The organism is Nocardia sp. NPDC047648, assembly GCF_040642815.1.
In the GTDB taxonomy this organism is placed as follows: domain Bacteria; phylum Actinomycetota; class Actinomycetes; order Mycobacteriales; family Mycobacteriaceae; genus Nocardia; species Nocardia gamkensis.
Genome location: NZ_JBEYSX010000012.1, coordinates 22,947 through 46,367, shown reverse-complemented (window position 1 = coordinate 46,367; position 23,421 = coordinate 22,947). Strand labels below are relative to the sequence as shown.

General features: G+C 70.2%; 23 protein-coding genes. 11 read left to right on the top strand and 12 right to left on the bottom strand.

The features are described 5' to 3' along the window. Nucleotides 1-26 precede the first annotated feature (26 nt). The 3 genes from ABZ803_RS23955 to ABZ803_RS23945 are packed head-to-tail and all read right to left on the bottom strand — an operon-like array spanning nt 27 to nt 2,242. Nucleotides 27-224, bottom strand: coding sequence for a ferredoxin (locus ABZ803_RS23955; RefSeq protein ID WP_357042156.1), 198 nt, complete (start codon nt 222-224; stop codon nt 27-29). Nucleotides 225-233: 9 nt separating this feature from the next. Next, nucleotides 234-1,040 carry an SDR family oxidoreductase gene (locus ABZ803_RS23950; RefSeq protein WP_357042153.1) on the bottom strand — a complete coding sequence of 269 codons (807 nt, stop codon included), beginning with the start codon at nt 1,038-1,040 and terminating at the stop codon, nt 234-236. Further along, nucleotides 1,040-2,242: a cytochrome P450 gene (locus ABZ803_RS23945; RefSeq protein ID WP_357042150.1), complete on the bottom strand. Its 1,203-nt coding sequence runs from the start codon at nt 2,240-2,242 to the stop codon at nt 1,040-1,042. The genes ABZ803_RS23950 and ABZ803_RS23945 overlap by 1 nt, the downstream gene beginning before the upstream one ends. A 300-nt stretch (nt 2,243-2,542) precedes the next feature. On the opposite strand from ABZ803_RS23945, the gene ABZ803_RS23940 reads away from it, so the two are divergent. The 7 genes from ABZ803_RS23940 to ABZ803_RS23910 all read left to right on the top strand — a co-directional run bounded on the left by ABZ803_RS23940 (nt 2,543) and on the right by ABZ803_RS23910 (nt 9,878). Continuing rightward, complete coding sequence (locus ABZ803_RS23940; RefSeq protein WP_357042147.1) at nt 2,543-4,012, top strand: aldehyde dehydrogenase; 1,470 nt, start codon at nt 2,543-2,545, stop codon at nt 4,010-4,012. Between the two features lie 33 nt (nt 4,013-4,045). Beyond that, nucleotides 4,046-4,798 (top strand): SDR family oxidoreductase, encoded by a 753-nt coding sequence (locus ABZ803_RS23935; RefSeq protein WP_040866630.1) that lies wholly within the window; start codon nt 4,046-4,048, stop codon nt 4,796-4,798. After that, the gene (locus ABZ803_RS23930; protein WP_357042144.1) at nt 4,795-5,673 is read left to right on the top strand and encodes an NAD(P)-dependent oxidoreductase; all 879 of its coding nucleotides are present in this window, start codon (nt 4,795-4,797) and stop codon (nt 5,671-5,673) included. Before ABZ803_RS23935 ends, ABZ803_RS23930 begins: the two co-directional genes overlap by 4 nt. Continuing rightward, on the top strand, nt 5,670-6,074 hold the full coding sequence (locus ABZ803_RS23925) for a carboxymuconolactone decarboxylase family protein (protein WP_357042141.1): 405 nt from the start codon (nt 5,670-5,672) through the stop codon (nt 6,072-6,074). The genes ABZ803_RS23930 and ABZ803_RS23925 overlap by 4 nt, the downstream gene beginning before the upstream one ends. Before the next feature lie 14 nt (nt 6,075-6,088). After that, entirely contained in the window at nt 6,089-7,558 is a 1,470-nt protein-coding gene (locus tag ABZ803_RS23920; RefSeq protein ID WP_357042138.1) for an FAD-dependent oxidoreductase, read from the top strand. Nucleotides 7,559-7,589: 31 nt separating this feature from the next. Next, nucleotides 7,590-8,168 carry a TetR family transcriptional regulator gene (locus tag ABZ803_RS23915; RefSeq protein WP_357042135.1) on the top strand — a complete coding sequence of 193 codons (579 nt, stop codon included), beginning with the start codon at nt 7,590-7,592 and terminating at the stop codon, nt 8,166-8,168. A 123-nt stretch (nt 8,169-8,291) separates the two neighbouring features. Further along, the gene (locus ABZ803_RS23910) at nt 8,292-9,878 is read left to right on the top strand and encodes a GMC family oxidoreductase N-terminal domain-containing protein (RefSeq protein WP_357042132.1); all 1,587 of its coding nucleotides are present in this window, start codon (nt 8,292-8,294) and stop codon (nt 9,876-9,878) included. Nucleotides 9,879-9,900: 22 nt separating this feature from the next. Here ABZ803_RS23910 and ABZ803_RS23905 read toward each other — a convergent pair whose 3' ends face one another. After that, nucleotides 9,901-10,248: a DoxX family protein gene (locus tag ABZ803_RS23905; RefSeq protein ID WP_357042129.1), complete on the bottom strand. Its 348-nt coding sequence runs from the start codon at nt 10,246-10,248 to the stop codon at nt 9,901-9,903. A 93-nt stretch (nt 10,249-10,341) separates the two neighbouring features. Here ABZ803_RS23905 and ABZ803_RS23900 point away from each other — a divergent pair, with 93 nt between their 5' ends. Beyond that, nucleotides 10,342-11,214 carry a sigma-70 family RNA polymerase sigma factor gene (locus ABZ803_RS23900; RefSeq protein WP_357042126.1) on the top strand — a complete coding sequence of 291 codons (873 nt, stop codon included), beginning with the start codon at nt 10,342-10,344 and terminating at the stop codon, nt 11,212-11,214. Nucleotides 11,215-11,232: 18 nt separating this feature from the next. Here the strand turns inward: ABZ803_RS23900 and ABZ803_RS23895 are convergent, their stop codons facing one another. Then, complete coding sequence (locus ABZ803_RS23895; RefSeq protein WP_357042123.1) at nt 11,233-12,198, bottom strand: helix-turn-helix domain-containing protein; 966 nt, start codon at nt 12,196-12,198, stop codon at nt 11,233-11,235. A 154-nt stretch (nt 12,199-12,352) separates the two neighbouring features. Then, complete coding sequence (locus tag ABZ803_RS23890) at nt 12,353-12,829, bottom strand: hypothetical protein (RefSeq protein WP_357042120.1); 477 nt, start codon at nt 12,827-12,829, stop codon at nt 12,353-12,355. A 355-nt stretch (nt 12,830-13,184) separates the two neighbouring features. Here ABZ803_RS23890 and ABZ803_RS23885 point away from each other — a divergent pair, with 355 nt between their 5' ends. The 3 genes from ABZ803_RS23885 to ABZ803_RS23875 all read left to right on the top strand — a co-directional run bounded on the left by ABZ803_RS23885 (nt 13,185) and on the right by ABZ803_RS23875 (nt 17,725). Further along, a complete protein-coding gene (locus ABZ803_RS23885; RefSeq protein ID WP_040866622.1) occupies nt 13,185-14,405 on the top strand; it encodes a helix-turn-helix domain-containing protein in 1,221 nt (406 codons plus the stop codon). A gap of 273 nt (nt 14,406-14,678) precedes the next feature. Beyond that, nucleotides 14,679-16,049: an amidase family protein gene (locus ABZ803_RS23880; protein WP_357042117.1), complete on the top strand. Its 1,371-nt coding sequence runs from the start codon at nt 14,679-14,681 to the stop codon at nt 16,047-16,049. 323 nt (nt 16,050-16,372) lie between these two features. Further along, a complete protein-coding gene (locus tag ABZ803_RS23875) occupies nt 16,373-17,725 on the top strand; it encodes a DUF5933 domain-containing protein (protein ID WP_357042114.1) in 1,353 nt (450 codons plus the stop codon). Between the two features lie 118 nt (nt 17,726-17,843). Here the strand turns inward: ABZ803_RS23875 and ABZ803_RS23870 are convergent, their stop codons facing one another. The 6 genes from ABZ803_RS23870 to ABZ803_RS23845 are packed head-to-tail and all read right to left on the bottom strand — an operon-like array spanning nt 17,844 to nt 23,344. Beyond that, nucleotides 17,844-19,253, bottom strand: coding sequence for an AMP-binding protein (locus tag ABZ803_RS23870; RefSeq protein WP_357042112.1), 1,410 nt, complete (start codon nt 19,251-19,253; stop codon nt 17,844-17,846). Further along, nucleotides 19,246-19,848, bottom strand: a complete 603-nt coding sequence (locus ABZ803_RS23865) for an energy-coupling factor transporter transmembrane protein EcfT (protein ID WP_357042108.1) — start codon at nt 19,846-19,848, stop codon at nt 19,246-19,248. Before ABZ803_RS23865 ends, ABZ803_RS23870 begins: the two co-directional genes overlap by 8 nt. Then, nucleotides 19,845-20,525, bottom strand: a complete 681-nt coding sequence (locus tag ABZ803_RS23860; RefSeq protein WP_357042106.1) for an ABC transporter ATP-binding protein — start codon at nt 20,523-20,525, stop codon at nt 19,845-19,847. Before ABZ803_RS23860 ends, ABZ803_RS23865 begins: the two co-directional genes overlap by 4 nt. Continuing rightward, nucleotides 20,522-21,649 carry a thiolase family protein gene (locus ABZ803_RS23855; protein ID WP_357042103.1) on the bottom strand — a complete coding sequence of 376 codons (1,128 nt, stop codon included), beginning with the start codon at nt 21,647-21,649 and terminating at the stop codon, nt 20,522-20,524. Before ABZ803_RS23855 ends, ABZ803_RS23860 begins: the two co-directional genes overlap by 4 nt. Beyond that, complete coding sequence (locus ABZ803_RS23850; RefSeq protein WP_357042100.1) at nt 21,646-22,767, bottom strand: AMP-binding protein; 1,122 nt, start codon at nt 22,765-22,767, stop codon at nt 21,646-21,648. The genes ABZ803_RS23855 and ABZ803_RS23850 overlap by 4 nt, the downstream gene beginning before the upstream one ends. Continuing rightward, a complete protein-coding gene (locus ABZ803_RS23845; RefSeq protein ID WP_357042097.1) occupies nt 22,760-23,344 on the bottom strand; it encodes a biotin transporter BioY in 585 nt (194 codons plus the stop codon). The genes ABZ803_RS23850 and ABZ803_RS23845 overlap by 8 nt, the downstream gene beginning before the upstream one ends. Nucleotides 23,345-23,421 lie beyond the last annotated feature (77 nt).

The following is a 23,421-nucleotide window of genomic DNA, read 5'->3' as shown; positions in this document are numbered from 1 at the left end:
TACCCGCCGCGCGCGAAGAATTCCGCTCACTCCTCCGCGGCGATCGTCAACGCCTGGGTGGGGCAATAGCGGACCGCGCGCTGCACGTCGGCCCGTGCCCGCGGGTCGGCGACGGCATCGCGGATCTCCACTTTGCCGTGCTTGGGGACGTGGAACGCCTCGGGTGCCTCGTCCTGGCACACGGCATGCCCCTGACACAGATCCAGATCGGCCAGCACTCGCATCGTCGCTCCTTACTGTTCGTTCGATCCCGGGTCGTCCGCGAGCGGACGCACCGGCGCCTCGGGTTGCACCTCGACGAGCACCAAGTGCGAGCCGCGCGGCGTGGACACCACCGCCACCACCGCGGCGGCCAGGTCACCGGCGCGCAGCATGTACGGGTGCCTGGCGAAACCCCACGCTTTCCAGTCCTCCAGCACCGGGCCGACGATCTCGGGCGTGGAGTCCATGCCCATGCCGGTCAGCGTCGGGCCGGGCCGGACCTGCGACAGGCGGATGCCGCTGCCCTCGAGTTCCATGCGCATCTGCGCGGCCATCGCTTCCAGCCCCGCCTTGGCGGCACTGTAGGCGCCCGTGCGCGGACGCGGTTCGGACGCGCAGTCGGAACTGATCAGCACCACGTCGCCGCGCTGCCTGCGCAGCATGCCGGGCAGCACCCGGTGCACGAGGCGCTGCGCGCCGACGAGATGCACCTGCACCTGGCGCACGAACCGTTCCGGATCCATCGCGAATGCCTGTCCGAACTCGATGTCGCCCGCGCTGGACACCAGGATCTCGGTGGGGCCGAGCGCTTCTTCGGCGGCGCGCACGAACTCGTCGACCGAGTCGGGCTCGGTGACGTCGAGGCGGTGGGCGAAGGCTTCACCGCCGTTGGCGCGGATCTTGTCCGCCAGTTCGGCGCACTGCTCGGCGCGGCGCGCGCCGAGCGCGACCGGGTGACCCAGCTCGGCCAGGGCCACGGCGGTGGCCGCGCCGATCCCGGAGGAGGCGCCGGAGACGAGCGCGGGCCTGCGCTCGGGATGGGGTGCGAATCTTGGCATTATCGAGTCTCCACGGTGATGGGAAGGTGGGCGAACCCACGCACATTGGACGAATGAACACGCGCGATCCCGGATTCGAGGACGTCGTAGGACCGCACCCGGGAGCCGAACTCGTGCAACGCGACGGTCGCTTCCAGCCGCGCCAGATGCGCACCCAAGCAGAAGTGCACTCCCGCACCGAAACTCGCCAACCCGGACTTGTCGGCACGATCGATACGGAAACTGTCACCGTCATCGAACACCGCGGGATCACGATTGGCCGAACCGATCAGCAGCAGCACCTTCGCCCCCGCCGGAATCACCCCGTCGTGGTAGGCCAGGTCCGCGGTGGCCGTACGGGCGACCATCTGACTGGAGGTGTCGTAGCGCAGCGTCTCCTCCACCCAGTCCGCCACCAGGTCACCGTCCGCGACGACTTTGGCGTACTCCCCCGGGTTTCGCGCACCCCAATACAAGGCATTGCCCAGCAGTTTCGTGGTGGTCTCGTTCCCGGCCACCACCATCAGGAACAAGAAACCGATGATCTCCTCATCGGACAACCGATCCCCTTCGATCTCGGCATCCAGCAACGCCGAGGTCAGATCCTCCTTCGGGGCCCGCCTGCGCTCCGAGACCATCTCCGCGTAATAACCCAGCAGCTTGATCGATGCCTCGACGGCGGCCATCGGGATGTCGAGCACTCCGTCCTCCCGGTGCACCACCAGATCCGCCAACCGCCGGATCTCCACCCGGTCCGCGGACGGGACCCCCATCAGCTCGGAGATCACATCCATCGGCAACTTGCCCGCGACCTCATCGATCCAGTCGAAACCCGCACCGGCCAGCGCCGGTTCCAGATACGACAGCGTCAGCTCCCGGATCCGCACTTCCATCTCCGCGACCCGTTTCGGCGTGAACCCCTTGAACACCAGTCGCCGCATCCGCATATGCCGCGGATCGTCCATCGCCAGAAACGACATCACCCGATGCGCGTGCGGCCCCCACGCCGCCGGATCCAGCGACACCCCGTTCGCACTCGACAGCCCCGCGCTGTCCCGGAACGCTCCGGTGACATCCGCGTGGCGCGACAACGCCCAGAAGCCCAGATCCGGGTTGTGGTACAGCGGCGCTTCTTCTCGTAGCCGTCGATAGGTCGGATACGGGTCCTCGTGAAACCCGTAGTCATACGGATCGAACGTCACCGGTTCCACCGCGGCGGTCATCGCCCACACTCCGGAACCGATAACACGTTCCGCCTCGCGGCAGCGTGCCGCCACCGGGGCGAAGACAGATAGCTGGACATGTGTCTGGACAGTACCACCGCCCTACTGTTCACGACAATCCCCCTCAGAACACCAACCGTTTCGCCGTGCCGCACTCGATCCTCTCGCGCGCATCCGGCCGGAGCACACCCCTCCCCGCTCGGCCCCGTCGAGAATGGCAGAGTTAGAACCTGTTATTGCCACAGATCGACGTCCGAGACTATATTCCGTACACGTGTCCAGACAGTATCGGAGTAATCCATGAGCAGCCTTCTGCCCGCCGACGGGTCCCGCCTGCTGATCGGCGGCAAGCTGGTCGAGGGCGCCGACGGTGTCTTCGCGACGGTGAACCCGGCGACCGAGGAGGTCCTGGGCCTCGCCGCCGACGCGAACGCGGCCGATCTCGACGCGGCCGTCGCCGCCGCGCGCACCGCGTTCGACGAGACGGACTGGTCGCGCGATCACGCCTTCCGCGCACACTGCCTCGAGCAGTTGCGCACCGCGTTGCAGGCCCACGTCGAGGACCTGCGCGAGATCACGATCGCCGAGGCAGGCGCCCCGCGGATGCTGACCGCGGGCCCGCAGTTGGAAGGTCCGGTCGCCGACCTGGGTTACGCGGCCGGACTTGCCGAAACCTACGACTGGGAAACCGATCTGGGCGTGGCCGAACCGATGGGCATCAAGACCCGCCGCCTGCTGCGCCGGGAACCGATCGGCGTGGTCGGGGCGATCACGCCCTGGAACTTCCCGCATCAGATCAACTTCGCCAAATTGGGTCCCGCGCTGGCGGCGGGGAACACCGTCGTGCTCAAACCGGCCCCCGACACCCCGTGGTGCGCGGCGGCGGTCGGCGCCGTCATCGCCGAGGAGACCGACATCCCGGCCGGCGTCGTGAATATCGTGACCTCCGCCGACCACACGCTCGGCGCCCGGCTGACCGCCGACCCGCGCGTCGACATGATCAGTTTCACCGGCTCCACGGCCACCGGCCGGGCCGTCATGACCGGCGCCGCAACGACTTTGAAGAAGGCGTTCCTCGAACTGGGCGGCAAATCGGCGTTCATCGTGCTCGACGACGCCGACATCGCCGCGGCCTGCTCGGTCGCGGCGTTCTCGGTGTGCGTGCACGCAGGCCAGGGCTGCGCGCTGTCCACCCGGCTGCTGGTCCCGCGCGCCGCCTATGACCGAGCGGTGCAGGCGGCCGCGGCCACGCTCGGCGGGATCAGGCCGGGCGATCCCACCGACCCGCGCACGGTGTGCGGGCCACTGATCTCCGAACGCCAGCGCGCCAGGGTCGAACGCTATGTCGACATCGCGCGCGCGGAGGGCGGGCGGATCGTGGTCGGCGGCGGGCGGCCGGCCCGGCACGAACGCGGGTTCTTCGTCGAACCGACATTGATCGCGGACGTCCCCAACAGCTCGACCGTCGCCCGCGAAGAGATCTTCGGCCCGGTGCTGGTGATCATCCCGCACGACGGCGACGAGGACGCCGTCCGCATCGCCAACGACTCCCCCTACGGCCTGTCCGGTTCGGTGTGGGGAACCGACCCCGAGCGCATCCGGCGCGTCACCGAACGCGTGCGCACCGGGACGCTGGGCGTCAACGGCGGGATCTGGTACTCCGCCGACGTCCCCTTCGGCGGCTACAAGCAATCCGGCCTCGGCCGTGAGATGGGCATCGCCGGTTTCGAGGAGTACCTCGAGACCAAAGTCATCGCCACCGCGGTCTGACCGCCGCGGGACAACACAGAGGAGCTGAACTCCATGGCCCGTTTCACGGGAAGATCCGCCATCGTCACCGGCGCCGCTCAGGGCATCGGCGCCGCCTACGCGCAGGCGCTGGCCGCCGAAGGCGCGAACGTCGTCGTCGCCGACAAGAACGCCGAGAGCGGCGCGGCGGTCGTCGAGAAGATCGTCGCCGACGGCGGCACCGCGGTGTTCGGACAGGTCGATGTGTCCGATCCCGACTCCGCCACCGCGCTGGCCGATCTCGCCGTAGCCGAGTTCGGCGGCATCGACCACCTGGTCAACAACGCCGCCATCTACGGCGAGATGAAACTGAACCTGCTGCTGACCGTGCCGTGGGACTACTACCGGAAGTTCATGAGCGTGAACATGGACGGCGCGCTCGTCATGACCCGCGCCGTCTGGCCGCACATGTCCAAGCGCGGCAGCGGATCGATCGTCAACCAGTCCTCCACCGCCGCGTGGCTGTATTCCAGCTTCTACGGCCTGGCGAAAGTCGGCGTCAACGGGCTCACCCAGCAACTGGCCTTCGAACTGGGCGGGTCGAACATCCGCGTCAACGCCATCGCGCCGGGACCGATCGACACCGACGCCACCAAGGCGGTCACCCCGGAGGTGATCGTCGACGACATCGTCAAACGCCTGCCGCTCAAGCGGATGGGCACGCCGCAGGACCTGGTCGGCGCCTGCCTGTACCTGCTGTCGGACGAGGCGAGCTGGGTCACCGGGCAGATCTTCAACGTCGACGGCGGACAGATCGTGCGGTCATGAGCGCCCGCATCGGATTCCTCGGCCTCGGCAACATGGGCGCGCCGATGGCCGAGCGCCTGCTGCACTGGCCGGGCGGGCTGACGGTGTGCGACACGCGGCCCGAGGCGGTCGAGCCGTTCCTCGCGGCCGGCGCCGAGGCGGTCACCTCCGCCGCCGAACTCGCCGAGCAGGCGGCGGTCATCTCCATCACCGTGGTGAACGACGCCCAGGTCCGCGACGTGATCACCGGCCCGGAGGGCATATTGCGCACCGCCGCGGCGGGCACCGTGGTCGCCGTGCACTCCACGATCAGCGATCGCACCGCCGAAGAGCTCGCCGCGGTCTGCCGTGACCGCGGCGTCGAACTGGTGGACGCGCCGATCAGCGGCGGCGCGCCGGGCGCGACCCGCGGCGCGCTCGCGGTCATGGTCGGCGGCAGCGACGCGGCGTTCGAGCAGGTGCGCGAACCGTTCGGCTGCTTCGCCGATTTGATCTTGCACGCCGGGCCGGTCGGCGCGGGCACGCGGATGAAACTGGCCCGCAACCTGCTGCACTTCGTCTCCTTCACCGCCGCCACCGAGGCGCAACGCCTGGCCGAGGCGGCCGGTCTCGACCTCACCGCGCTCGGCAAGGTGGTGCGCCACTCCGACGCGGTCACCGGCGGGCCCGGCGCCATCATGCTGCGCGGCACCACCGCGCCGATCCAGGACGGCGACTTCTGGCTGCCGATCCTGCGGCACGTGCGCGACCTCGGGGAGAAAGACCTCGGTCTCGCCCTGGAATTGGGCGAACGGCTCGGCACCGCGTTGCCGCTGGCCGAACTCGCCATCGACCGGCTCGGTCCCGGCCTCGGCGTCGGGACGGGCACCTCCGCATCGGAAAGGCAAACCTCATGAGCGACAACGGTTCCGGCGACAGCGTGCGGCAGCGCGGTCTGGCCAGGATGGCCGAGGTCTACGGCACGGAGTTCCAGGAATATCCCGGCGCCCACTTCGCCGTCACCGCCGACCACCTCTTCGCCGACATCTGGTCGCGGCCCGGACTCACCATCCGCGACCGCAGGCTGCTGCTGCTCGGCGCGCTGGCCGCGCAGGGCGCGATCGACACCGCGGGCATCCAGATCGGGGCCGCGCTGCGCAACGGCGAACTCACCGAAGACCAGCTGCACGAGATCGCGGTGTTCCTGTGTCACTACGTGGGTTGGCCGAACGGCACCAAACTCGACATCCTGGTGGGCACGATTGTGGCGCAGCAGAAGAAGGCCGCCCGCGCGCAGTCCGCGCCCGCCGAGCAGTGAAGGATTCGTTGACCATGTCTGACGCCACCACCATTCGCCCCCTGCGCGCGAGCCGGGTCGAGACCTGGGACCACCGGGCCGACGTCGTCGTCGCCGGATACGGCATCGCCGGGGTCTGCGCCGCCATCGAGGCCGCCCGCGCGGGTGCGGACGTGCTGGTCCTGGAGCGTACCGGCGGCTGGGGTGGCGCCGCCGCCCTGGCGGGCGGCTTCATCTACCTCGGCGGCGGCACACCGCTGCAACAAGCCCTCGGTTTCGAGGACACGCCGGAGAACATGGAGACCTTCCTGCTCGCGGCGCTCGGCCCCGGCGTCGACAAGGCGAAGATCGCCGACTATTGCCGCGGCAGCGTCGAGCACTTCCAGTGGCTGGTGTCCTGCGGCGTGCCGTTCCGTGAGGCGTTCTGGGGCGAGCCGGGGTGGGAGCCGCCCCACGACGAAGGACTGATGTACTCCGGCGGCGAGAACGCCGCGCCCTTCAACGCGATCGCCGAACCCGCTCCGCGCGGCCATGTTCCGCAGATGGCCGACAAGCGCACCGGGGAGAAGGGCGGCGGCTACATGCTGATGAAGCCGCTGGCCGATACCGCGGCAGCGCTGGGCATCCGGGCGGAGTACGACATGCGGATCGCGCGGCTGATCGTCGACGACGACGATCGGGTGGTCGGGGTGCTGGCCCGCCGCTACGGCAAGCCGGTCGCCATCCGCGCCGAGCGCGGCGTCGTGCTGGCCACCGGCAGTTTCGCCTACCACAAGGAGATGATCGAAGGATATGCGCCGCGACTGATCGGCAGGCCCGCCGCGGCGATCGAGGAACACGACGGCATCGGCATCCGGCTGGCGCAGGCGCTCGGCGCCCAGCTGGCGCACATGGACGCGACCGAGGTGGCGTTCTTCGGGGATCCGCAGCTGCTGGCCCGCGGCATCCTGGTCAACGGGCGCGGCCAGCGCTACATCCCGGAGGACACCTACCCCGGCCGGATCGGCCAGGCGACACTGATCCAGCAGGACAATCAGGCGTACCTGGTGATCGACGAAGCGTCCTACGAGGAGGCGCTGACGACCGAGACCTCCACGCCGTTCTTCCGCCAGCCCCCGACCTGGGTGGCGGAGACCATCGCCGAGCTGGAAGCGGAGATGGGCCTGCCCGGCCAGGCGTTGCAGGCGACCGTGGAGTGCTACAACCTGCACGCCGCCGACGGCGCGGACCCGGTGCTGGGCAAGAAGCCGGAATGGGTGCGCCCGCTGCGCGGACCGGTGGCAGCCTTCGACATGCGCGGCTTCACGGCCGGTTTCACCCTCGGCGGACTGCGCACCGACCTCGATTCGCGGGTGCTGCACGTCTCCGGAGAGCCGATTCCGGGATTGTTCGCGGCAGGCCGGTGCACCTCCGGCCTGTGCGCGGGCGGCTACGTCAGCGGCGCGTCGCTGGGCGACGGCAGCTTCTACGGGCGCCGGGCCGGCATCGCGGCGGCCAAGAACTGACCCGCCCTGGCCGCTAGTAGGATCCAGACACATGTCCGAACCCGATTCCGTCATTCTCGAGGCGACCCGCCGCAGGTTGTCCGGCAAGCAGGCCGACACCGTCGACAAGCTGACCCGCGCGGCGGTGGAAGTGCTGGCACGGGAAGGATTCGCGGGCATGACCATCCGGATGGTCGCCGCGGCGGCCGGGGTCGGGACGGCCACCGCGTACACCTACTTCTCGTCCAAGGAGCATCTGGTCGCGGAGATCTTCTGGCGGCGGCTGATCGCGTCGCCGTCGCCGGTCAGCGAGGACAAGGACCCGACCGTCCGGGTGATCGCGGAACTGCGGAACATCGCCATGCTGGTGGCCGACGAGCAGGAGCTCTCCGGCGCGGTCACCAGCGCCCTGCTCGGCCGCGATCCGGACGTGGAGCATCTGCGCGGACGCATCGGGACCGAGATCCGCAAGCGGATCATCCGCGCGCTCGGTCCGGATCCGGACCCGGACGTGGTCGAATCGCTGGAATTGCTCTACGCGGGCGCGCTGGTGCGGGCGGGCATGGGTTACGGGTCCTACTCCGAGATCGCCGACCGCATCGAGACCTCCGCGCTGCTGATCCTGCGATAGCGCGTGATCCTGCGATAGCGCGGACTTCGCCGCACGACTTCGCGCCGGGTTGCCCGAAATCGGCCACGCGACGCGGGCATGCTCGTATCTTTGCCGTAGTCGGTGCAGATCGGAGTGGGAACAGTGCAACCTGGTGAGCTTTCCGCGGACTACGTCGTCGTCGGCTCGGGATCGGCGGGCGCGGTGGTGGCCAATCGGCTCAGCGCCGATCCCGGCACCACGGTGGCGTTGCTGGAAGCGGGCCCGCCGGACAAGAACAAGTTCGCGCATATCCCCGCCGGGTTCGCCAAACTGTTCCGCTCCGAGGTGGATTGGGACTACCTCACCACGCCGCAACCGGAACTGAAGAACCGCGAGATCTACTGGCCGCGCGGCAAGATGTTCGGCGGCTCGTCCTCGATGAACGCCATGATGTGGGTGCGCGGATTCCGGGCCGACTACGACGAGTGGGCGCTGCTGGCGGGCGAGGAGTGGGGTTTCGCCGCGGCGGTCGAGCAGTACCGCCGCATCGAACGCGTGGAGAACGCCCAGTACCCCGACGAAGGCACCGAGGGCCCGCTGCACGTCTCCCGTCAGCGCAGCCCGCGCGGTCTCACCGCCGCCTACCTGGCCGCGGTGCAGGAGGCGGGCTACCAGGTGGAGCCGCCCAACCGTCCGCAGCCGGAGGGGTTCAGCGAGACCATGGTCACCCAGCGCGCCGGCCGCCGCTGGAGCACCGCCGACGCCTATCTGCGGCCTGCGCTGCGTCGTCCGAACCTCACGGTGCGCAGCGAGGCGCTGGCCACCCGGGTGCTGTTCGACGGCACGCGCGCGGTGGGCGTGGAGTACCGCCACGGCGGCGGCACGCACACAGTGACCGCGCGGCGTGAGGTCGTCCTGTGCGGCGGGGCGATCAACAGCCCGCAACTGCTGATGCTCTCCGGCATCGGTGATCGCGACGAACTGGCCCGCCACGGCATCGAGGTGCGCCACCACGCGCCGGAGGTCGGCGCGAACCTGCAGGATCATCTCGTCGCGGGCATCGGCTACGGCGTCGCGGGCGATTCGCTGTTCGGCGCCGAGCGGCCGCGCCAGCTGCTGGACTACCTGATCCGCCATCGCGGCATGCTCACCTCGAACGTCGGCGAGGCGTACGGGTTCGTGCGCAGCAATCCGGATCTGGAGTTCCCGGACCTGGAGCTGGTGTTCGCACCCGCGCCGTTCTACTACGAAGGACTTCAGGACCCGACCGAGCACGGAGTGATCCTGGCGACGGTGCTGCTGCGCCCGCAGAGCCGAGGACGGATCACCCTGTCCGGCGCGGACCCGTCCGCCAAACCCGTGATCGATCCGCGCTACCTGTCCGACAGCGCAGGCGCCGACCGCGCCGCCATCATGGCCGGATTGCGGGTGTGCGCCGCCATCGCCGCGGAGCCGTCGATGGAGGCGGTGCTCGGCCCGCTGATCTACCCGCCCCAGGCGCCCGCGGAACCGGAAGCCGTGCTCGAACTGACGCTCAACTCCTACGCACACACGCTCTACCATCCGGTCGGCACCTGCCGCATGGGCACCGACTCCGCCAGCGTCGTCACGCCCCGGCTGGAAGTGCGTGGCGTCCAAGGGCTTCGGGTGGCCGACGCCTCGGTGATGCCGCTGCTCATCCGGGGCCACACACACGCACCCGCGGTGTTCATCGGCGAGCAGGCGGCCCAGTTCATCCTCGCGGAGTAGTGCCACGCGCGTCGCCCCGCATCTACGCCGCGACGGACAGTCCCAGCGATGCGGCCGCCAGGGCCAGGTATGGCAGCGGGTAGCCGATGTGCGCGTACTGCCGCGCACGGACCACGGTCACCACCGCGCCGGCGAAGTAGCCGACCAGCCCGGCCGCCGCGGCAACCGCGATCGGCGGGACCGCCAGGCCGACCAGCAGCCCGGCCCCGCCGACCGCTTTGACGACCGCGAGAGGCGTCAGCCACGACTCCGGAACGCCGTAGGCGCGCATGTTCGTCCGCACCCACTCGGACCGGACCACGTCTATGCCCGCCGCGAGTAATGCGGCCGCGGCCGCCAGTACGGTGACGACGACGTAAGCGATCTCCATGGCAATACCCTTTCGTCAGGTGGCGCACCCGGTCACCTGGGCGCTGTCCGATCCGTCATCTCGATGACGGACCATGGAGCGGAAAGGTGACCGATGCCCACCGAAGACGGTTTCGCGCGGGAATTCGAGTCCCAGCGCGGCCACCTGCACGCGGTCGCCTACCGCATGCTCGGCTCACCCAGCGAGGCCGACGACGCGGTGCAGGAGACCTGGCTGCGGCTGGCCCGCCACGACGTCGAGGACGTACGGAACCTGCCGGGCTGGCTCACCACCGTCGTGTCCCGGATCTGCCTGGACCTGCTGCGCGCCAAGGCCGCGCGGCGCGAGGAACCGCTCGACCACCCCGCCCGCCTGGAAAGCGGCGCCGAGGAGAACGAACCGGAGCACGAGGCAGTCCTGATCGACTCGGTCGGCCGGGCACTGCTGGTGGTGCTGGACCGGCTCGGCCCCGACGAGCGGGTCGCGTTCGTCCTGCACGACCTGTTCGCGGTGCCGTTCGACCAGATCGGGCCGATCGTCGGACGCACGACGCCGACCACCAAGAAGCTGGCCAGCCGGGCTCGCCACCGCGTGCGGGATGCCGATGCCACCCCCGAACTCACCGCGCAGCGGCATGTCGTCGACGCGTTTCTCGGCGCGGCACGCGACGGCGACCTCGACGCGCTCCTGGCCGTCTTGGCCCCCGATGTGGTTCGCACGGCCGACGCCGCCGCGCTGCCCGCCGGAGTGGCCACGACCGTACGCGGCGCGGCCTCGGTGGCCGAAGAGACCGTGCTGCTCCGGCGGCGCGCACAGGTGGCGGCACTCGCGCTGGTGGACGGTCACCCGGGCGTCGTGGTCGCGCCGCACGGCAGGCTGCTGCTGGCGCTCACCGTCACGGTGCGCGGCGACCGCGTGGCGGGATACCGGGTGATCGCCGACGCGGCCCGGCTGCGCGGCCTGTCGATCAGCCTGCTGCCCGGCTGATTCCGGATGCCGTCCGGTTCAGGACGTGGGCACCGGCTCCCGCGCGTCGCCCGGCATGGCGCGTTCCGCCGCTCGGCGCCGCCGGAAGTTCCGCGGCGTCTCACCGAAGCGCGCCTTGAACGCCGCGGAGAACCATGCCGGGGTGAACCCGGCGCGGGCCGCCAGCGCGCTGATGGGATCGTCCTCCCGCGCCGGGTCATCGAGCAGGTCGCGTGCGGCGCGCAGGGCTTCGTCCCGCCGCACGTCGCGGTAGGTGGTGCCGGCCTGCTGCAGTACCGCGCGCAACTGCCGGGGCGACCAGCCCAGCGCGTGCGCCACCGCGGGCAGGCGCACGTCACTCCGGCCGACATTGGCTCGCACGTACTGCCGGATCTGCGCGACGACATGGGCGTGATGGGTTCGCTGCGGACCGGTCTCGCCGAGCGAGATCAGGCTGAGCAACTCCGCGATCCGGTCGCAGACCGCGTTGAACTCGAGGTCGGACAGATTCGCCTGTTCGTCGTGGGTGCTGCGGATCATGGCCTGGGTGATCCGGCCGAGTCCGGAGTTCAGGTCGATCGTCATCCCGCGTTCGGCGAGCGGTCCCGCGCGATGGTCCAGTTCGGCACGGGGCAGCTGGAACGCGTAGGCCGACAACAGCGGAATGTGGATCTGGCACAGATCGTCGAGCGCGGTCACCGCCGCCTGTTCGGGTCGCGCTCGCGTCTCCTCCCCGCGATAGCGCACCGAGTACACGCCCCGCTGGGGGACGACGACCCAGTAGAAGTCGTCACAGGGACCGTGGCGGATGTTCGTCCGGGTGCGGTAGGAGGTACTGGTTCCCCGCTGCTCCCAGCGCAACAACCGGTAGACGGCCGACTCCTGAACCGTCAGCCCCGAATACCATCGGTCCGGATCGCCGTAGCGGTAGTCCATGGGAACGAAGCTGTTGGCGATCTCGGTCCACGATCGGGCGTCGCTCGCGGTTACGCCATAGCACTTCATGGTGACAAACCTATCGCCGCCGATTCACCGATACCGCATTGTCCATCAACACGATACGACTCCAGCGCGCTTCCTCGCGCAGCTGGGAAGCCTCCGGCGCGCTCACCCGAAGCCGCAGGCCGGGCGCGTATCACGCGGTGACACCGCGCTCGTCTCAGCGCACGGGCACCCTGGCGAACCCGAGCGGCGGCGTGGGAGCGGGACCGGTGCGCAACACCGGACGGAAGTCCGGCAGCACCGGCAGGACGTCGGCGTTGCGGGCGGCGTAACAGCGCACGGCGGGCAGCGCACGGGCGACCTCGGCGCGTTCCACCGGCTCGTGGTCGATGAAACCGATGGCCTCCGGCCCGAGTCCGAGGGTGCGCCCGATCCGCGTGATCGCCGAAGACTTGGGGCCCCAGCCGATCTCGATGGCCGAGAACATCTCGTAGACGCCGTACCGGTACAGCTTGTCCAGCGTCCATTCGCGCTCGCCGCGGCTCGCCACGGCATGCCAGATCCCGCGCTCGCTGAGCACGCGCAGGGTGCGCAGGGCGGCGGGTCGCAACGCGCCGACGGTCGCGTCGCACACGGCGCCGTCCCACAAGGTGTTGTCCAGTTCCCAGACAAGACATCTCAGAGCCGGTGTCATCGCCCTGCCCCTATCGTTGTGTCCGCACTGCCTTTCCGCCGTGGCGTGCGCGGCGGATGGGCACTGCACACCATCCAGGACACGACACGTGCCGGACAAGACACTCGTTACATGGCCATGCCCGGCGCGGGTGATCCTACCGGCATGTCCGTCCGCGCTCGCGGCGACGACCGAACCCGGCGCCGCCCGCCGGGGGTCGGTAGCCGCCGTCCGGCCCGGTCCTGTGACCGCTCACAACACCGCACCGACCGGTCCCTCCCAGCTCTCACAGAACCGGTCGATCGGGTCCGCGAAGGAGATCCACCGATTAGTGTGAATGCGCTGCACACCAATCGTGGGCGGAAGGGAGTCGCCAATGTCCGTCGACAGTTCGGCCCGGCCGAGCCTGACCCTCTCGGGGAAGCCGATGTCGTCCCCGCTGAAGGATGTTCGCGGGCTATCGCGTCAGATGGTCGGGCACTTCGTCGAGAACGTCATCCCGTGCGGGACGCTACCGGGTGACGCGATCGCCGGCGACGTCACCACCATCACCCGGGTCTGCCTGGAGCTGGCGGTGAGCATGCTCGACGGGAAGGACCTTCCGGAGAAACTCCAGCGGCTCGGTGACGCCGCCGCGGGGTGGGCGCGGGAGGGGGTGCCGATCGACACCATCCACCACTCGATCCACGAAGGCTTCAAGATGGGCCTGGACCTGGTGGTGTCCGACGCGACGATGAAGGACTACGACGATCTCGTCGACGGCGCCAAGATGGTCGTCGAGATGCTCGACATGATCAACTCCGCTGTCTCCATGGCCTACGTCCGCGAGCTGCGCGCGGTGGTCAGTGAGCACCACACCGCCGTGCACACGCTGACCTCCGCGCTGCTCGGCGGGCACAGCACCTCCACCATGGCGCGCGAGTGCGGCATCGCCATCGCGTCGTCGTACGCCGTTCTGGCCGTGGCGATCCCGCCGCACCGCGAGGAACGCAACCCGATGGTGGACGGCAAGGTCGTCGCGCGCCGGAAACTGCGCCGGGTCCAGGCCGAACTGGCCACACGCTGTGGCGAGGCCGTGCTGTCGCTGCTGAGCGTCGACGGCGGCACGGTGCTCATACCGTCCGGCCATCTGGACAACGAGCAGTTGGACGCGCTGGTCACCCAGCTGTCGCACGCCGCGCAGGTGGGCGTCACCGCGACCATGGTCGAGGCGACTCCCGAGAAGATCCCCACCGCCGCCGATCAGGCGCACGAACTGCTCGACATGGTGCAGCGATTGCAGGCGGTGGCCGGGCTCTACCGCTTCGACGAACTGGCACTGGAGTACCAGCTCACCAGACCAGGGCCGGGCCGCGAATATCTCGGCTCGCTGCTGGACCCGCTGGACGCGCATCCCGAGCTGCTGGAAACGCTGCAACGGCACATCGCCAACAACCTCAACCGGCAGCGCACGGCACGCGTGCTGCACGTGCACACCAACACCGTGGACTACCGGCTCAAGCGGATCGGACAGCTCACCGGTTTCGACCCGTCCCAGCCGTCGGGTCTGTGGTACCTGCGCTCGGCACTCGTGGCCCGCACCTATCGCACGACCTGATCATCCGGCCCCGATTTCGTCGCGGGTCCCGGCCCGCGAGTGCCGGGAACCGCGGCGATCTCCGGCGCGACATGCTCTCCGTCCGGACCGGGTCGCCTGCGTCGAGAACGCGAGGTACTCGCCGTGTGTCGCGCCACTCGTTCCCATGCGCGGGAACGAGCGGCGCTGGTCGTTGTGGGTTCACCCGTCGGCGATTACCGTGGGCGGCGAGTCGCGAAGGCCGGTGGTGGTGCCGCAGCGGTCGTCGCGATCCGAGGTACCGAGGAGAGTGTGATGACATGGGCGGGCGCGCCGGCGACCGAGATCGCGGCGGGCGTCCGGAGCCGGACGGTATCGCCGCTCGCGGTGGTCGACGACCACCTGACCCGCATCGCGGCACTCGACCCGCGGCTCAACGCCTTCCGGATCGTGCGCCATGAGCAGGTCCGCCACGAAGCCCGTGCGCTGGCCACCCGCGGCGATCTTGGTGACCTTCCGCTCGCCGGGGTTCCCGTGGCGGTGAAGGACAACCTCGACCTCGCCGGGTGCGTGACCGGCAACGGATCCCGCGCGGCACGCCAGACCGCGGCCGGTTCCGACAGCGAGTTGGTCGGCCGGTTGCGCGCCGCGGGCGCGCTGCTGATCGGCAAGACCAATGTGCCCGAGCTGTGTCAGTGGCCGGTCACCGAGAGCGCCGCGCACGGCGTCACCCGCAATCCGTGGCACGACGCGTACACGCCGGGCGGCTCCACCGGCGGCGGCGCGGCGGCGGTCGCCACCGGGATGGCCGCGCTCGCAGTCGGTTCCGACGGCGGCGGGTCGATCCGCATCCCGTCGTCCTGCTGCGGGCTCGTCGGCCTGAAACCCGGGGACGGCGTGATCGCGCGCCCCGCCGAACTCGGCTCGAATTGGCTCGGCATATCGACGTTCGGCCCGCTGGCGACCACGGTGGCCGACGCGGCGCTCCTGCTCGGGGTGCTCGCCGCCGACGACCGCTACCGGACGCCGCCTCCGCTCGAGCGGCCGCTGCGGATCGGCATGACCACCCGGTCACCGGTGCTGGGGGCGTCCGTCGACCCTCAGGTGCGCACCGCGATGCTGGCCGCGGCCGAAGCGCTGCGCGAAGCGGGCCATACCGTCACCGAGGCGTCGCCGCCGTGGCGGCCGCAGGACGCGCTCGGCTTCCTCGCACGCTATTTCGCCGGCGTCGCCGAGGACACCACGAACCTGAGCGCCGATCTCCTCGAACCGCTGACCCGCAAGGTGGCGCGGGCCGGACGGGTGATCACGAGGGTGCACCGCGTACCCGACGCTCCCCCGCCGCGGCAGGCGGGCCGATTCGCCGCGTGGTTCACCGAGCACGACCTCCTGCTCACGCCCACCCTGGCGACCCCGCCGGTGCCCGTCGGGGCCTTCGCCGGGAAAGGGTTTCTGCGAACCATGCTCGACGTGCCCCGCTTCATCCCGTTCACGCCGCCGTTCAACACGGTGCGCTACCCGGCGATATCCGTTCCCGCCGGGCATTCCGATGCCGGGCTGCCCATCGGCGTCCAGCTCGGCGCGGCGCCCGGCGGCGAGACCACGCTGCTGGCGGTCGCCGCACAGCTGGAGCGGATTCGTCCGTGGCAACGGCACGCTCCCCTCGGCGACGAGGCGATCCGTTGAGCGACCGCTACGCCTGAGCGGCCCCGGGGCTCCCACTGGTCTCCGGCCACAGCGCCGTGATTTGGGCGGGTGCGGTGTCGAACCTTTCGGCGGCGGCGCACATCGACAACGCGGTGTGCCCGCCTCTCGGATAGCCGTGGTCGAACGGGAATGGCTCCAGCACATCCTCCCCGGGCAGCAGCACAGTTGTCGCGAATGTCCGTGCACGTGATACCAGTTCCGGCCGATCCGGCCGCGTATCGCGCACCCTCCGGCACGGCGCCCGTCCGCGTGTAGGCATCTCCCCGTACATGCGTCGTTAATGTCGTGTTTACGATGTCTCGGTGCTTGTGGACGACGTGCGAGGGAGCTTGACCCCACCGGGCGAGCGAGTGGGTATCGAAGAGCTCCGAGAGCGTCGGTTCCGGCCGGTGGTCGTGTGGTGCGGTATCGCGGCCATCGTGCTCGCGCTGGTCGGTGGTGAGCTGATGGCCGCGCACATCGGGGCGCTGGGGCCGCTGACCAGCCTGCTGCGGGACTATGCCGGAACGCCGAAGTCGGCGACCACACCGTGGGCCGGGTTCCTGCTGGCGTTGGTCGGGATCACGGCTCGCGCACGGGTCGGCGCCGTCGCCGCGGCGATCGCCATCGACCTGGTGTTCGTTCTGATCAGGGCGGCCGAAGGACGGCCGTTCACCGTCGGCAACGGTCCGACCCTCGTGCTGACCGCACTGGCGGTGATCGCGTTCGTGCGGTGGGACGAGCAGCGACGCCGCACGGCGTTGCGCACCATCGCCTTCGGCGCCCTGCTGATCTGCGCGACGAAGGTCAGCGAGATCTGGTTGGACATCACCGCGTGGGCCTGCCCGATGGTTCTCGACCCGTACGTGCAAGTCGCCGACCGCGCCCTCGGCAGCCCGTCATGGTTGGTCGGGCACGCGCTCGACGCGGCGGGACCGCTGGCCACGGGCGTGGTGCGCTGGGTGTACTTCGAGCTGCCGCTGGCGGCCGTGCTGGTCGCGGCGTGGCAGTTGCGCGGCGTGACGACCGGTGCGTGGCCACGGCACTACCTGGTGCGAACGTTCCTGACACTCGGGGTCGTCGGGCCGATCTGGTATGTGGTGTTCCCGGTGGTGGGGCCGGTGCTCGCGTACGGGCCGCAGGGGCTGGGTTTCGAGATCGCCGACGTCTGGCCGAATGTCGTTCCCGGGGTGCCGTCCGCACTCGAGGCGCTGCGCTTCGACGGCATCACGCCGCGCAATTGCATGCCCTCGCTGCACACCGCCTGGGCACTGTCGCTGTTCATCCACTCCCGGCGGGGGCCACTGTGGTTGCGCTGGGGCGGCGCGTTCTGGCTGGTGTGCACGCTCATCGCGACACTCGGCCTCGGCGCCCACTACGGCGTCGACCTGATCGTGGGCGCGGCACTGTGCCTGACCGTCGAATCCGCGCTGCGCGACCCCGACCGGGGCTGGGATCGCCCGCGCGTCCGGATCGTCGCCATGGGGGTCGCGGTCTGCACCGGTGTGCTGCTGTGCATTCGGTTCCTCGCCGCGCAGATGGCCGCCTACCCCATTCCGTCCGGAATCGCGCTCGTTGCTTCGCTCAGTGCGCTGGCGATCATGTTCTACAGCACGTGGTTCGGCGCGTCATCGGTCGAGCCGACCCGGTCGACGGGTTTGTCGGCGAAGCTCTGAACGGCCCGTACCGGCCGCGCACCCCGTGCGCGGCCGGTGCGGCGGGCGGCGCTTTTGCTTGTCGCACCGCCGATTCGGGGATACCGGCGAGCCCTCGTTCGGAGCGAAGCGCCGACGGTCAGTGATCGGCCTCGGCAGCGCGAGCGCCACGACGGTGCGCGGCCAGCGTCGCGGCCAGCGCGGCTCGATCCAGCTTGCCCCGCGGGGTGCGCGGCAGGCTGTCCACGACCAGTACCTGCACCGGCATACTCGGACTCGGTAAGGTGGCGCGCAGCCGCCGCCAGACCTCCTCGGCGCCCGGTGCGGCCGCGCCCACCACGATCGCCGCCGCGGGCGCCTCCCCCATGCGTGCGTCGGGCACGCCGACGCAGGCGGCCTCCGCGACCCCCGGTATCGCCGTGAGCGCCGCTTCGACGGCCGCGGGTTCCACATTGAGACCGGCCCGGATCAACATGTCGCTGTCCCGGCCGAACAGCCGCAGCTGGTTGCCGATCACCTCGCCCCGGTCGCCGACCGTCATCCACCCGTCCACCGGACCGCCGGCCACACCGTCCTCGGTGAGATAGCCGTCGAAGAGCATGTCACTGCGCACGTGCACCAAGCCGTCGCGAACGCGCGCCTGGACCCCGTGGAACAGTTCACCCGCCGACTTCTCGTCCATGCTGCCGAGCCCGCGATCGAAGGAGACGAAGCTCAATTCGGACGCACCGTAGAAGTGCACGAGCGAGGCGTTCGGCAAGACCTCCTGCAACGCTTCCCGGCCCGTGCGCGGCCACCGGGCCGCCGAGGACAGCACTTCCCGGACACCGCCGAACCGGCCGATACCCGCCCGCGCCACGTCCCACGCGATCGTCGGCACGGCATATAGATGCGTCGCACCGTCTTTCAGCGCATCGCCCACCGGCCGCAGATCGACCGTCGCGCCCCGGCTCGAGGCGTGCAACGCGCCGTAGAGGAAATGGGTGTGGTCCAGCACGCCGGGCACCGAGACCCGGTCACCGGCGCCGATGTCGAACGTTCGATCGGAGCGATCCAATGTCGTGGCCCACGACCGTTGGTCGCGCACGAAGAGTTTCGGTTCGCCGCTGGTGCCGGAGGTGATGCCGACCAACAGTTCGGCACCCGACTCCACCCGGCCCACCGCACCATCGGATTCCAGTGTGGCGGCGGTCCGCACGATTCCGTCGTATCCCAGCCGCCGTAATCGCCGGTGCTGCTGCGGCGCGGCCACGACGGCTCCCGGCTCGGCGAGCGCGAGTACCCGGCTCAGCTGGGCGGGCAGCAGATGACGATGCAGCAGCACGACGCTCACCCCGGCGTGCATCGCCGCCGTCACCGCCACCAGCGATTCGACATCGGAGGTAGGGAGCACGGCCACCCGGCGCATGCCGCCGAACCCGGCCGCGACCCGAACGACCTTCGACCAGAACCGCTCGTAATCCACCCGCTCGCGTCCCGAGATCACCGCGCACGCGGCCGGGTTCGCGGCGGCCTGCCGGGCGATCCGCTCGGCGAGCAGTTCAGTCATCGTCCACCCCTCGTGCCGCGAGGGCGTCGCCCATCGCGTCGGCCGTCCGCAGCGCCCGCACCAGCACCGGGGTGACCAGCGCCGTCATCGACCAGTGCAGGCCACGAGCGCGCCGCGCCTCGGCGACGTCGTGCACGATCCCCGCCAGCAACGGGACACACCGGATGGCCAGAGCCAGCAGCAGGCCGATCCGCTCCGGATCGACACCGGCCCTGCGCAGCGGCCCGAGCCACCGGGTCACGACGTCGAGCATGTCGGTCACCCGCGTGGTGAGGGTGAACAGCGCCGCGAGCGCCACCGAGACCACCAGCACCCCGCACACCACCGCGGCTCGCGCGGGCGAGGTGATCAGCACCTGGAAAACGGCGATGAGCAGCAGCATCCACACCAACGGACGCAGTTGTGCCAGCGCGACGCGCCAAGGGATCCGGGCCACCGCGAACAGAACGGCCACCACCCCCGCGGCGGCCAGCACCTGGAGCGGAGTCCGCACGAACACCGTGGTGGCCACGATCGACCCGAGCAGCAGCACCAGCTTCACCCCGGCCGGTATCCGGTGCAGCGGCGAATCGCCCGGACGGTACAGGCCGATCATTCGACCGCTGCCCGGTACGCCGCGACGGCGTCGCCGGGTGCTCCGTCGAACGCCACCGCGCCGTCATCGATCACGATGACGCGTTCGAAACTCTCCAGCAACGACAGCTGATGGGTCACGACGATCACCTGCTGATCCACGTTGTCCAGCGCGTCGGCCACGACCCTCGCGTTGCGCAGGTCCAGCAGCGTGGTCGGCTCGTCCGCCACGATCACCTCCGGCCGCCGGATGAGAACGGCGCCGAGGGCGAGCAGCTGTTTCTGGCCGCCGGACAACAGATGTGCGGGGTGCTCGGCATGACCCGCGAGCCCGAACCGTTCCAGGATCTCCTGGACGCGCTCCGCGATCTCTCGCTTGCCCAACCCCGTCCGCCGCAGGGAGAAGGCGAGATCCTCGGCGACCGTGGGCATTACGATCTGGGTGTCGGGGTCGGTGAAGACGAACCCCACCTTCCGCCGCACCTGTGCGCCCTTGCGGGAGGCGTCCACGCCGTCCACCGTGACCGTGCCGGAACTCGGCGTCAGCAGGCCGTTGATCATGCGCGCCAAGGTCGATTTGCCGGAACCGTTGGACCCGATGATGCCGACGCGGCGCTCGGTGATCCGCAGGTCGATGTCGCGCAACACCTTCCGCTCACCGAAACGGTGGTGCACCGAGTCGAAGACGATCTCACTCATGACACTCGCTCCACGAGCACGGCGATTCCCTGCCCGCCGCCGATGGCGCAGGCCGCCAGACCGAGCGCCGGGCCGTCCGCCCGCAGCATCCGACTCGCCAGGCGCACCAGCAAGATGGCTCCGGACGCGCCCCACGGGTGTCCCATCGCGATGGCGCCGCCCTGCGGGCAGATCGTCGACTCGTCGAGGCCCAATTCGTCCGCCACCGCGAGCACCACCGAGGCGAACGCCTCGGTGATCTCGATGACGCCGAGGTCCGCCACACCGACGCCGGTCCGGCGCAGCAGTTTCCGGATCGCGGGCACGGGCCCGAGACCGGGAAACGCGGGATCGGATCCGGCGACCGCGCAGCCGAGGACCCGCAACGCGGGCAGCCCGGCGGCCATCGACTCGCTGGTGACCGCCATGACCGCGGCGCCGTCGGAGATGCCGCAGGAATTGCCCGCGGTGGCCGTGCCGTCGACGCCGAAGCTCGGGCGAAGGCGCGCGAGCCGGGCAGTGGTCATGCCCGCGCGGATACGTTCGTCGCGGCGCACGTCACCGATCGGCACGATCTCCGCGGAGAAGTCGGTGGCCGCGGCGAGCGTGTGTGAGCGGGCCGCGTAAGCGTCCTGCCGTTCCCGGCTGATGCCGCGCGCTCGCGCGAGATCGTCGGCGGCCGCGCCCATGTCCGGATCCGGAAAGCCCGGTGGCGCGAAGGGAGCCCGGGTGTAGCGCACGGGCTCGGCGCCGGCCACCGGCGGCCAGAAGCGCCACGGAGCGGTACTCGCCGATTCGACACCTCCGGCGAGGATCAGCTCGTCCGCGCCGCTGCGCACCCGCAACGCCGCCTGCATCACCGCGTCCAAGCCCGACCCGCACTGCCGATCCACCGTGACACCGGGGACGTGCGCACCCAGCCCCGCCCGCAGTGCCGCCACCCGGGCGGGATCGCCGCCGGGTCCCAGGCAATTGCCGAGCACCACGTCGTCCACGTCGGCGTCCACACCCGCGCCGCGCAGCGCGGCCAGTACGTCGCGCAGCACCGGAGCGGCGAGGTCGGTGACGGTCAGGTCCGCCAATCCGTGTCCCGCGTTGCCGATCGGCGTGCGGCGCGGCGCTACCAGAACGGGAACCGGGCTCATGTCAGCAAGTCTTTCAGCCTGCCCCTGGCGATCTTTCCCGCGGCGGTTCGCGGCAGCGCGGGCAGTGGCACCCACCGGCGTGGCATCGCCTCCTTGGCCAGCACGCGACGCGCTCGCGACCGGATCTCGTCGAGTCCCGCGCCGTCGTCCAACTGCACAGCGGCCGTGACGGTTTCACCGAAAACGGCATGCGGCGAGCCGATCACGGCCACCGCGACGATGCCGTCGAGCGATTCGAGGACGCGCTCCACCTCCTCGGCGACCACGGTGGTGCCGCCCACATTGATCGCGCAGTCGCCCCTGCCCAGGACGGTCAGTTCGCGATCGGGGCCCAGTTCGGCGAGATCGCCGACTCCGAACCAGTCGGGCGCGCCGAGCACACGGTAGGGCGATCGAACGTAGAGCAGTCCGTCGCGCACTTCGGCCTCGACGCCGTCGAGCAGCCGCATCGGCTCGGGAACGCGGCGTGCCGCCACCAGCGAGACCTCCGAGGACCCGTAGTACTCGACCACCTCCAACTCGCCGGCCGCCGACAAGGCGCCGTCGTCCAGCGCGATGCCCGCGACGATCGCCGTACGCAGGCGCGGGCAGGTGTCCACCACCGCACGCAGTACCGCGGGAACCGCGTGCACCACCGTGGCTCGCGCCGGATCGTCGGTGACACACGCGCCGCGCCACAACGCGTGCAGTGCGCCGAACAGGTGCATGGTCGCGTGCAACGGCCCGGTGATCAGGACGCGGTCGGCCGGTTCCACGCCGGTGATCGCCGTGAACGCCGGAAAGCTGTCGTACCAGGAGGCGGCCGTTCGCGCGAGCGGCCTGGGACGACCGGTCGAGCCGGAGGTCGTCACCAGCAAGAACGCCGCGGGCGGTATGCCCGTCCGGGGCGGGCGGGCTTCGGGATTCTCCACGAAGACCGGGATACCGTGCCGTGCCGCCGCGCAGACGCAGATCAGCGCGTCCGCGACGGGTAGGGCCGACGCGTCGTAGACGGCCGCGTCCGGATCCCGGGCGATCCATCGCTCGATGGCCCGGTCGAGTTCGCGGTAGGTGTAGGTGTGGCCGTCGAAGTCGAGGGCAGGCGCGTCGCCCGCGCCGCCGAGTTCGCGACTAGGCACGGATCACACCGGGATACGCGCGGTGCACTCCTTTGGCCACGACGCTCGCGACGACGACTTTGAGCAGGTCACCGGGAATGAACGCCCAGTTGGTGGTGATGGCCGCTCCGACGCCAAGGTCGGTGCGCAGCAGCAGGCCCACCGTGCCGAACAGGTAGATGATCAGCAGGCCGCCGATGGCGTTGATCAGCAGACCGAGCGCGATCGGATATTTCGGCAGGATGCGGGCGGTGCACAGTCCGATGAACAGCGCCGCGGGGATCCAGCCGATCAGGTACCCGGCACTGGGACCGGCCAGCGCCGTCAGACCGGTACGGCCGCCGGACAACAGCGGCAGGCCGATCATCGTGAGCGTCAGGAAGACCACGACCGCGGCCGTCCCTTTGCGTGCCCCGAGCACCGCACCCGCCAGGATCACACCGAGGGTCTGCACCGTGATCGGCACACCACTGAACCCGACCGTGATGGCGCCCGGCAAGCCCAGCGCCGCGATCAGCGCCGCGAAGACGGCGATCTGCGCCATGTCCCGCGCGGAAATACCGACCCTCGGCTCCCGAGAGTCCTCGACACCCTCCACGACAACCCTCCGCATAGAACTTGAACGACGTTCAAGGTAGCAGGCCGGATACGCTCCCCCGCCGTGGACCTCCCGCG

Bases quoted from the DNA above. Each gene is read 5' to 3' on its own strand.
- ABZ803_RS23955 (WP_357042156.1), bottom strand. From the start codon at position 224: ATGCGAGTGCTGGCCGATCTGGATCTGTGTCAGGGGCATGCCGTGTGC.
- ABZ803_RS23950 (WP_357042153.1), bottom strand. From the start codon at position 1,040: ATGCCAAGATTCGCACCCCATCCCGAGCGCAGGCCCGCGCTCGTCTCC.
- ABZ803_RS23945 (WP_357042150.1), bottom strand. From the start codon at position 2,242: ATGACCGCCGCGGTGGAACCGGTGACGTTCGATCCGTATGACTACGGG.
- ABZ803_RS23940 (WP_357042147.1), top strand. From the start codon at position 2,543: ATGAGCAGCCTTCTGCCCGCCGACGGGTCCCGCCTGCTGATCGGCGGC.
- ABZ803_RS23935 (WP_040866630.1), top strand. From the start codon at position 4,046: ATGGCCCGTTTCACGGGAAGATCCGCCATCGTCACCGGCGCCGCTCAG.
- ABZ803_RS23930 (WP_357042144.1), top strand. From the start codon at position 4,795: ATGAGCGCCCGCATCGGATTCCTCGGCCTCGGCAACATGGGCGCGCCG.
- ABZ803_RS23925 (WP_357042141.1), top strand. From the start codon at position 5,670: ATGAGCGACAACGGTTCCGGCGACAGCGTGCGGCAGCGCGGTCTGGCC.
- ABZ803_RS23920 (WP_357042138.1), top strand. From the start codon at position 6,089: ATGTCTGACGCCACCACCATTCGCCCCCTGCGCGCGAGCCGGGTCGAG.
- ABZ803_RS23915 (WP_357042135.1), top strand. From the start codon at position 7,590: ATGTCCGAACCCGATTCCGTCATTCTCGAGGCGACCCGCCGCAGGTTG.
- ABZ803_RS23905 (WP_357042129.1), bottom strand. From the start codon at position 10,248: ATGGAGATCGCTTACGTCGTCGTCACCGTACTGGCGGCCGCGGCCGCA.
- ABZ803_RS23900 (WP_357042126.1), top strand. From the start codon at position 10,342: ATGCCCACCGAAGACGGTTTCGCGCGGGAATTCGAGTCCCAGCGCGGC.
- ABZ803_RS23895 (WP_357042123.1), bottom strand. From the start codon at position 12,198: ATGAAGTGCTATGGCGTAACCGCGAGCGACGCCCGATCGTGGACCGAG.
- ABZ803_RS23890 (WP_357042120.1), bottom strand. From the start codon at position 12,829: ATGACACCGGCTCTGAGATGTCTTGTCTGGGAACTGGACAACACCTTG.
- ABZ803_RS23885 (WP_040866622.1), top strand. From the start codon at position 13,185: ATGTCCGTCGACAGTTCGGCCCGGCCGAGCCTGACCCTCTCGGGGAAG.
- ABZ803_RS23880 (WP_357042117.1), top strand. From the start codon at position 14,679: ATGACATGGGCGGGCGCGCCGGCGACCGAGATCGCGGCGGGCGTCCGG.
- ABZ803_RS23870 (WP_357042112.1), bottom strand. From the start codon at position 19,253: ATGACTGAACTGCTCGCCGAGCGGATCGCCCGGCAGGCCGCCGCGAAC.
- ABZ803_RS23865 (WP_357042108.1), bottom strand. From the start codon at position 19,848: ATGATCGGCCTGTACCGTCCGGGCGATTCGCCGCTGCACCGGATACCG.
- ABZ803_RS23860 (WP_357042106.1), bottom strand. From the start codon at position 20,525: ATGAGTGAGATCGTCTTCGACTCGGTGCACCACCGTTTCGGTGAGCGG.
- ABZ803_RS23855 (WP_357042103.1), bottom strand. From the start codon at position 21,649: ATGAGCCCGGTTCCCGTTCTGGTAGCGCCGCGCCGCACGCCGATCGGC.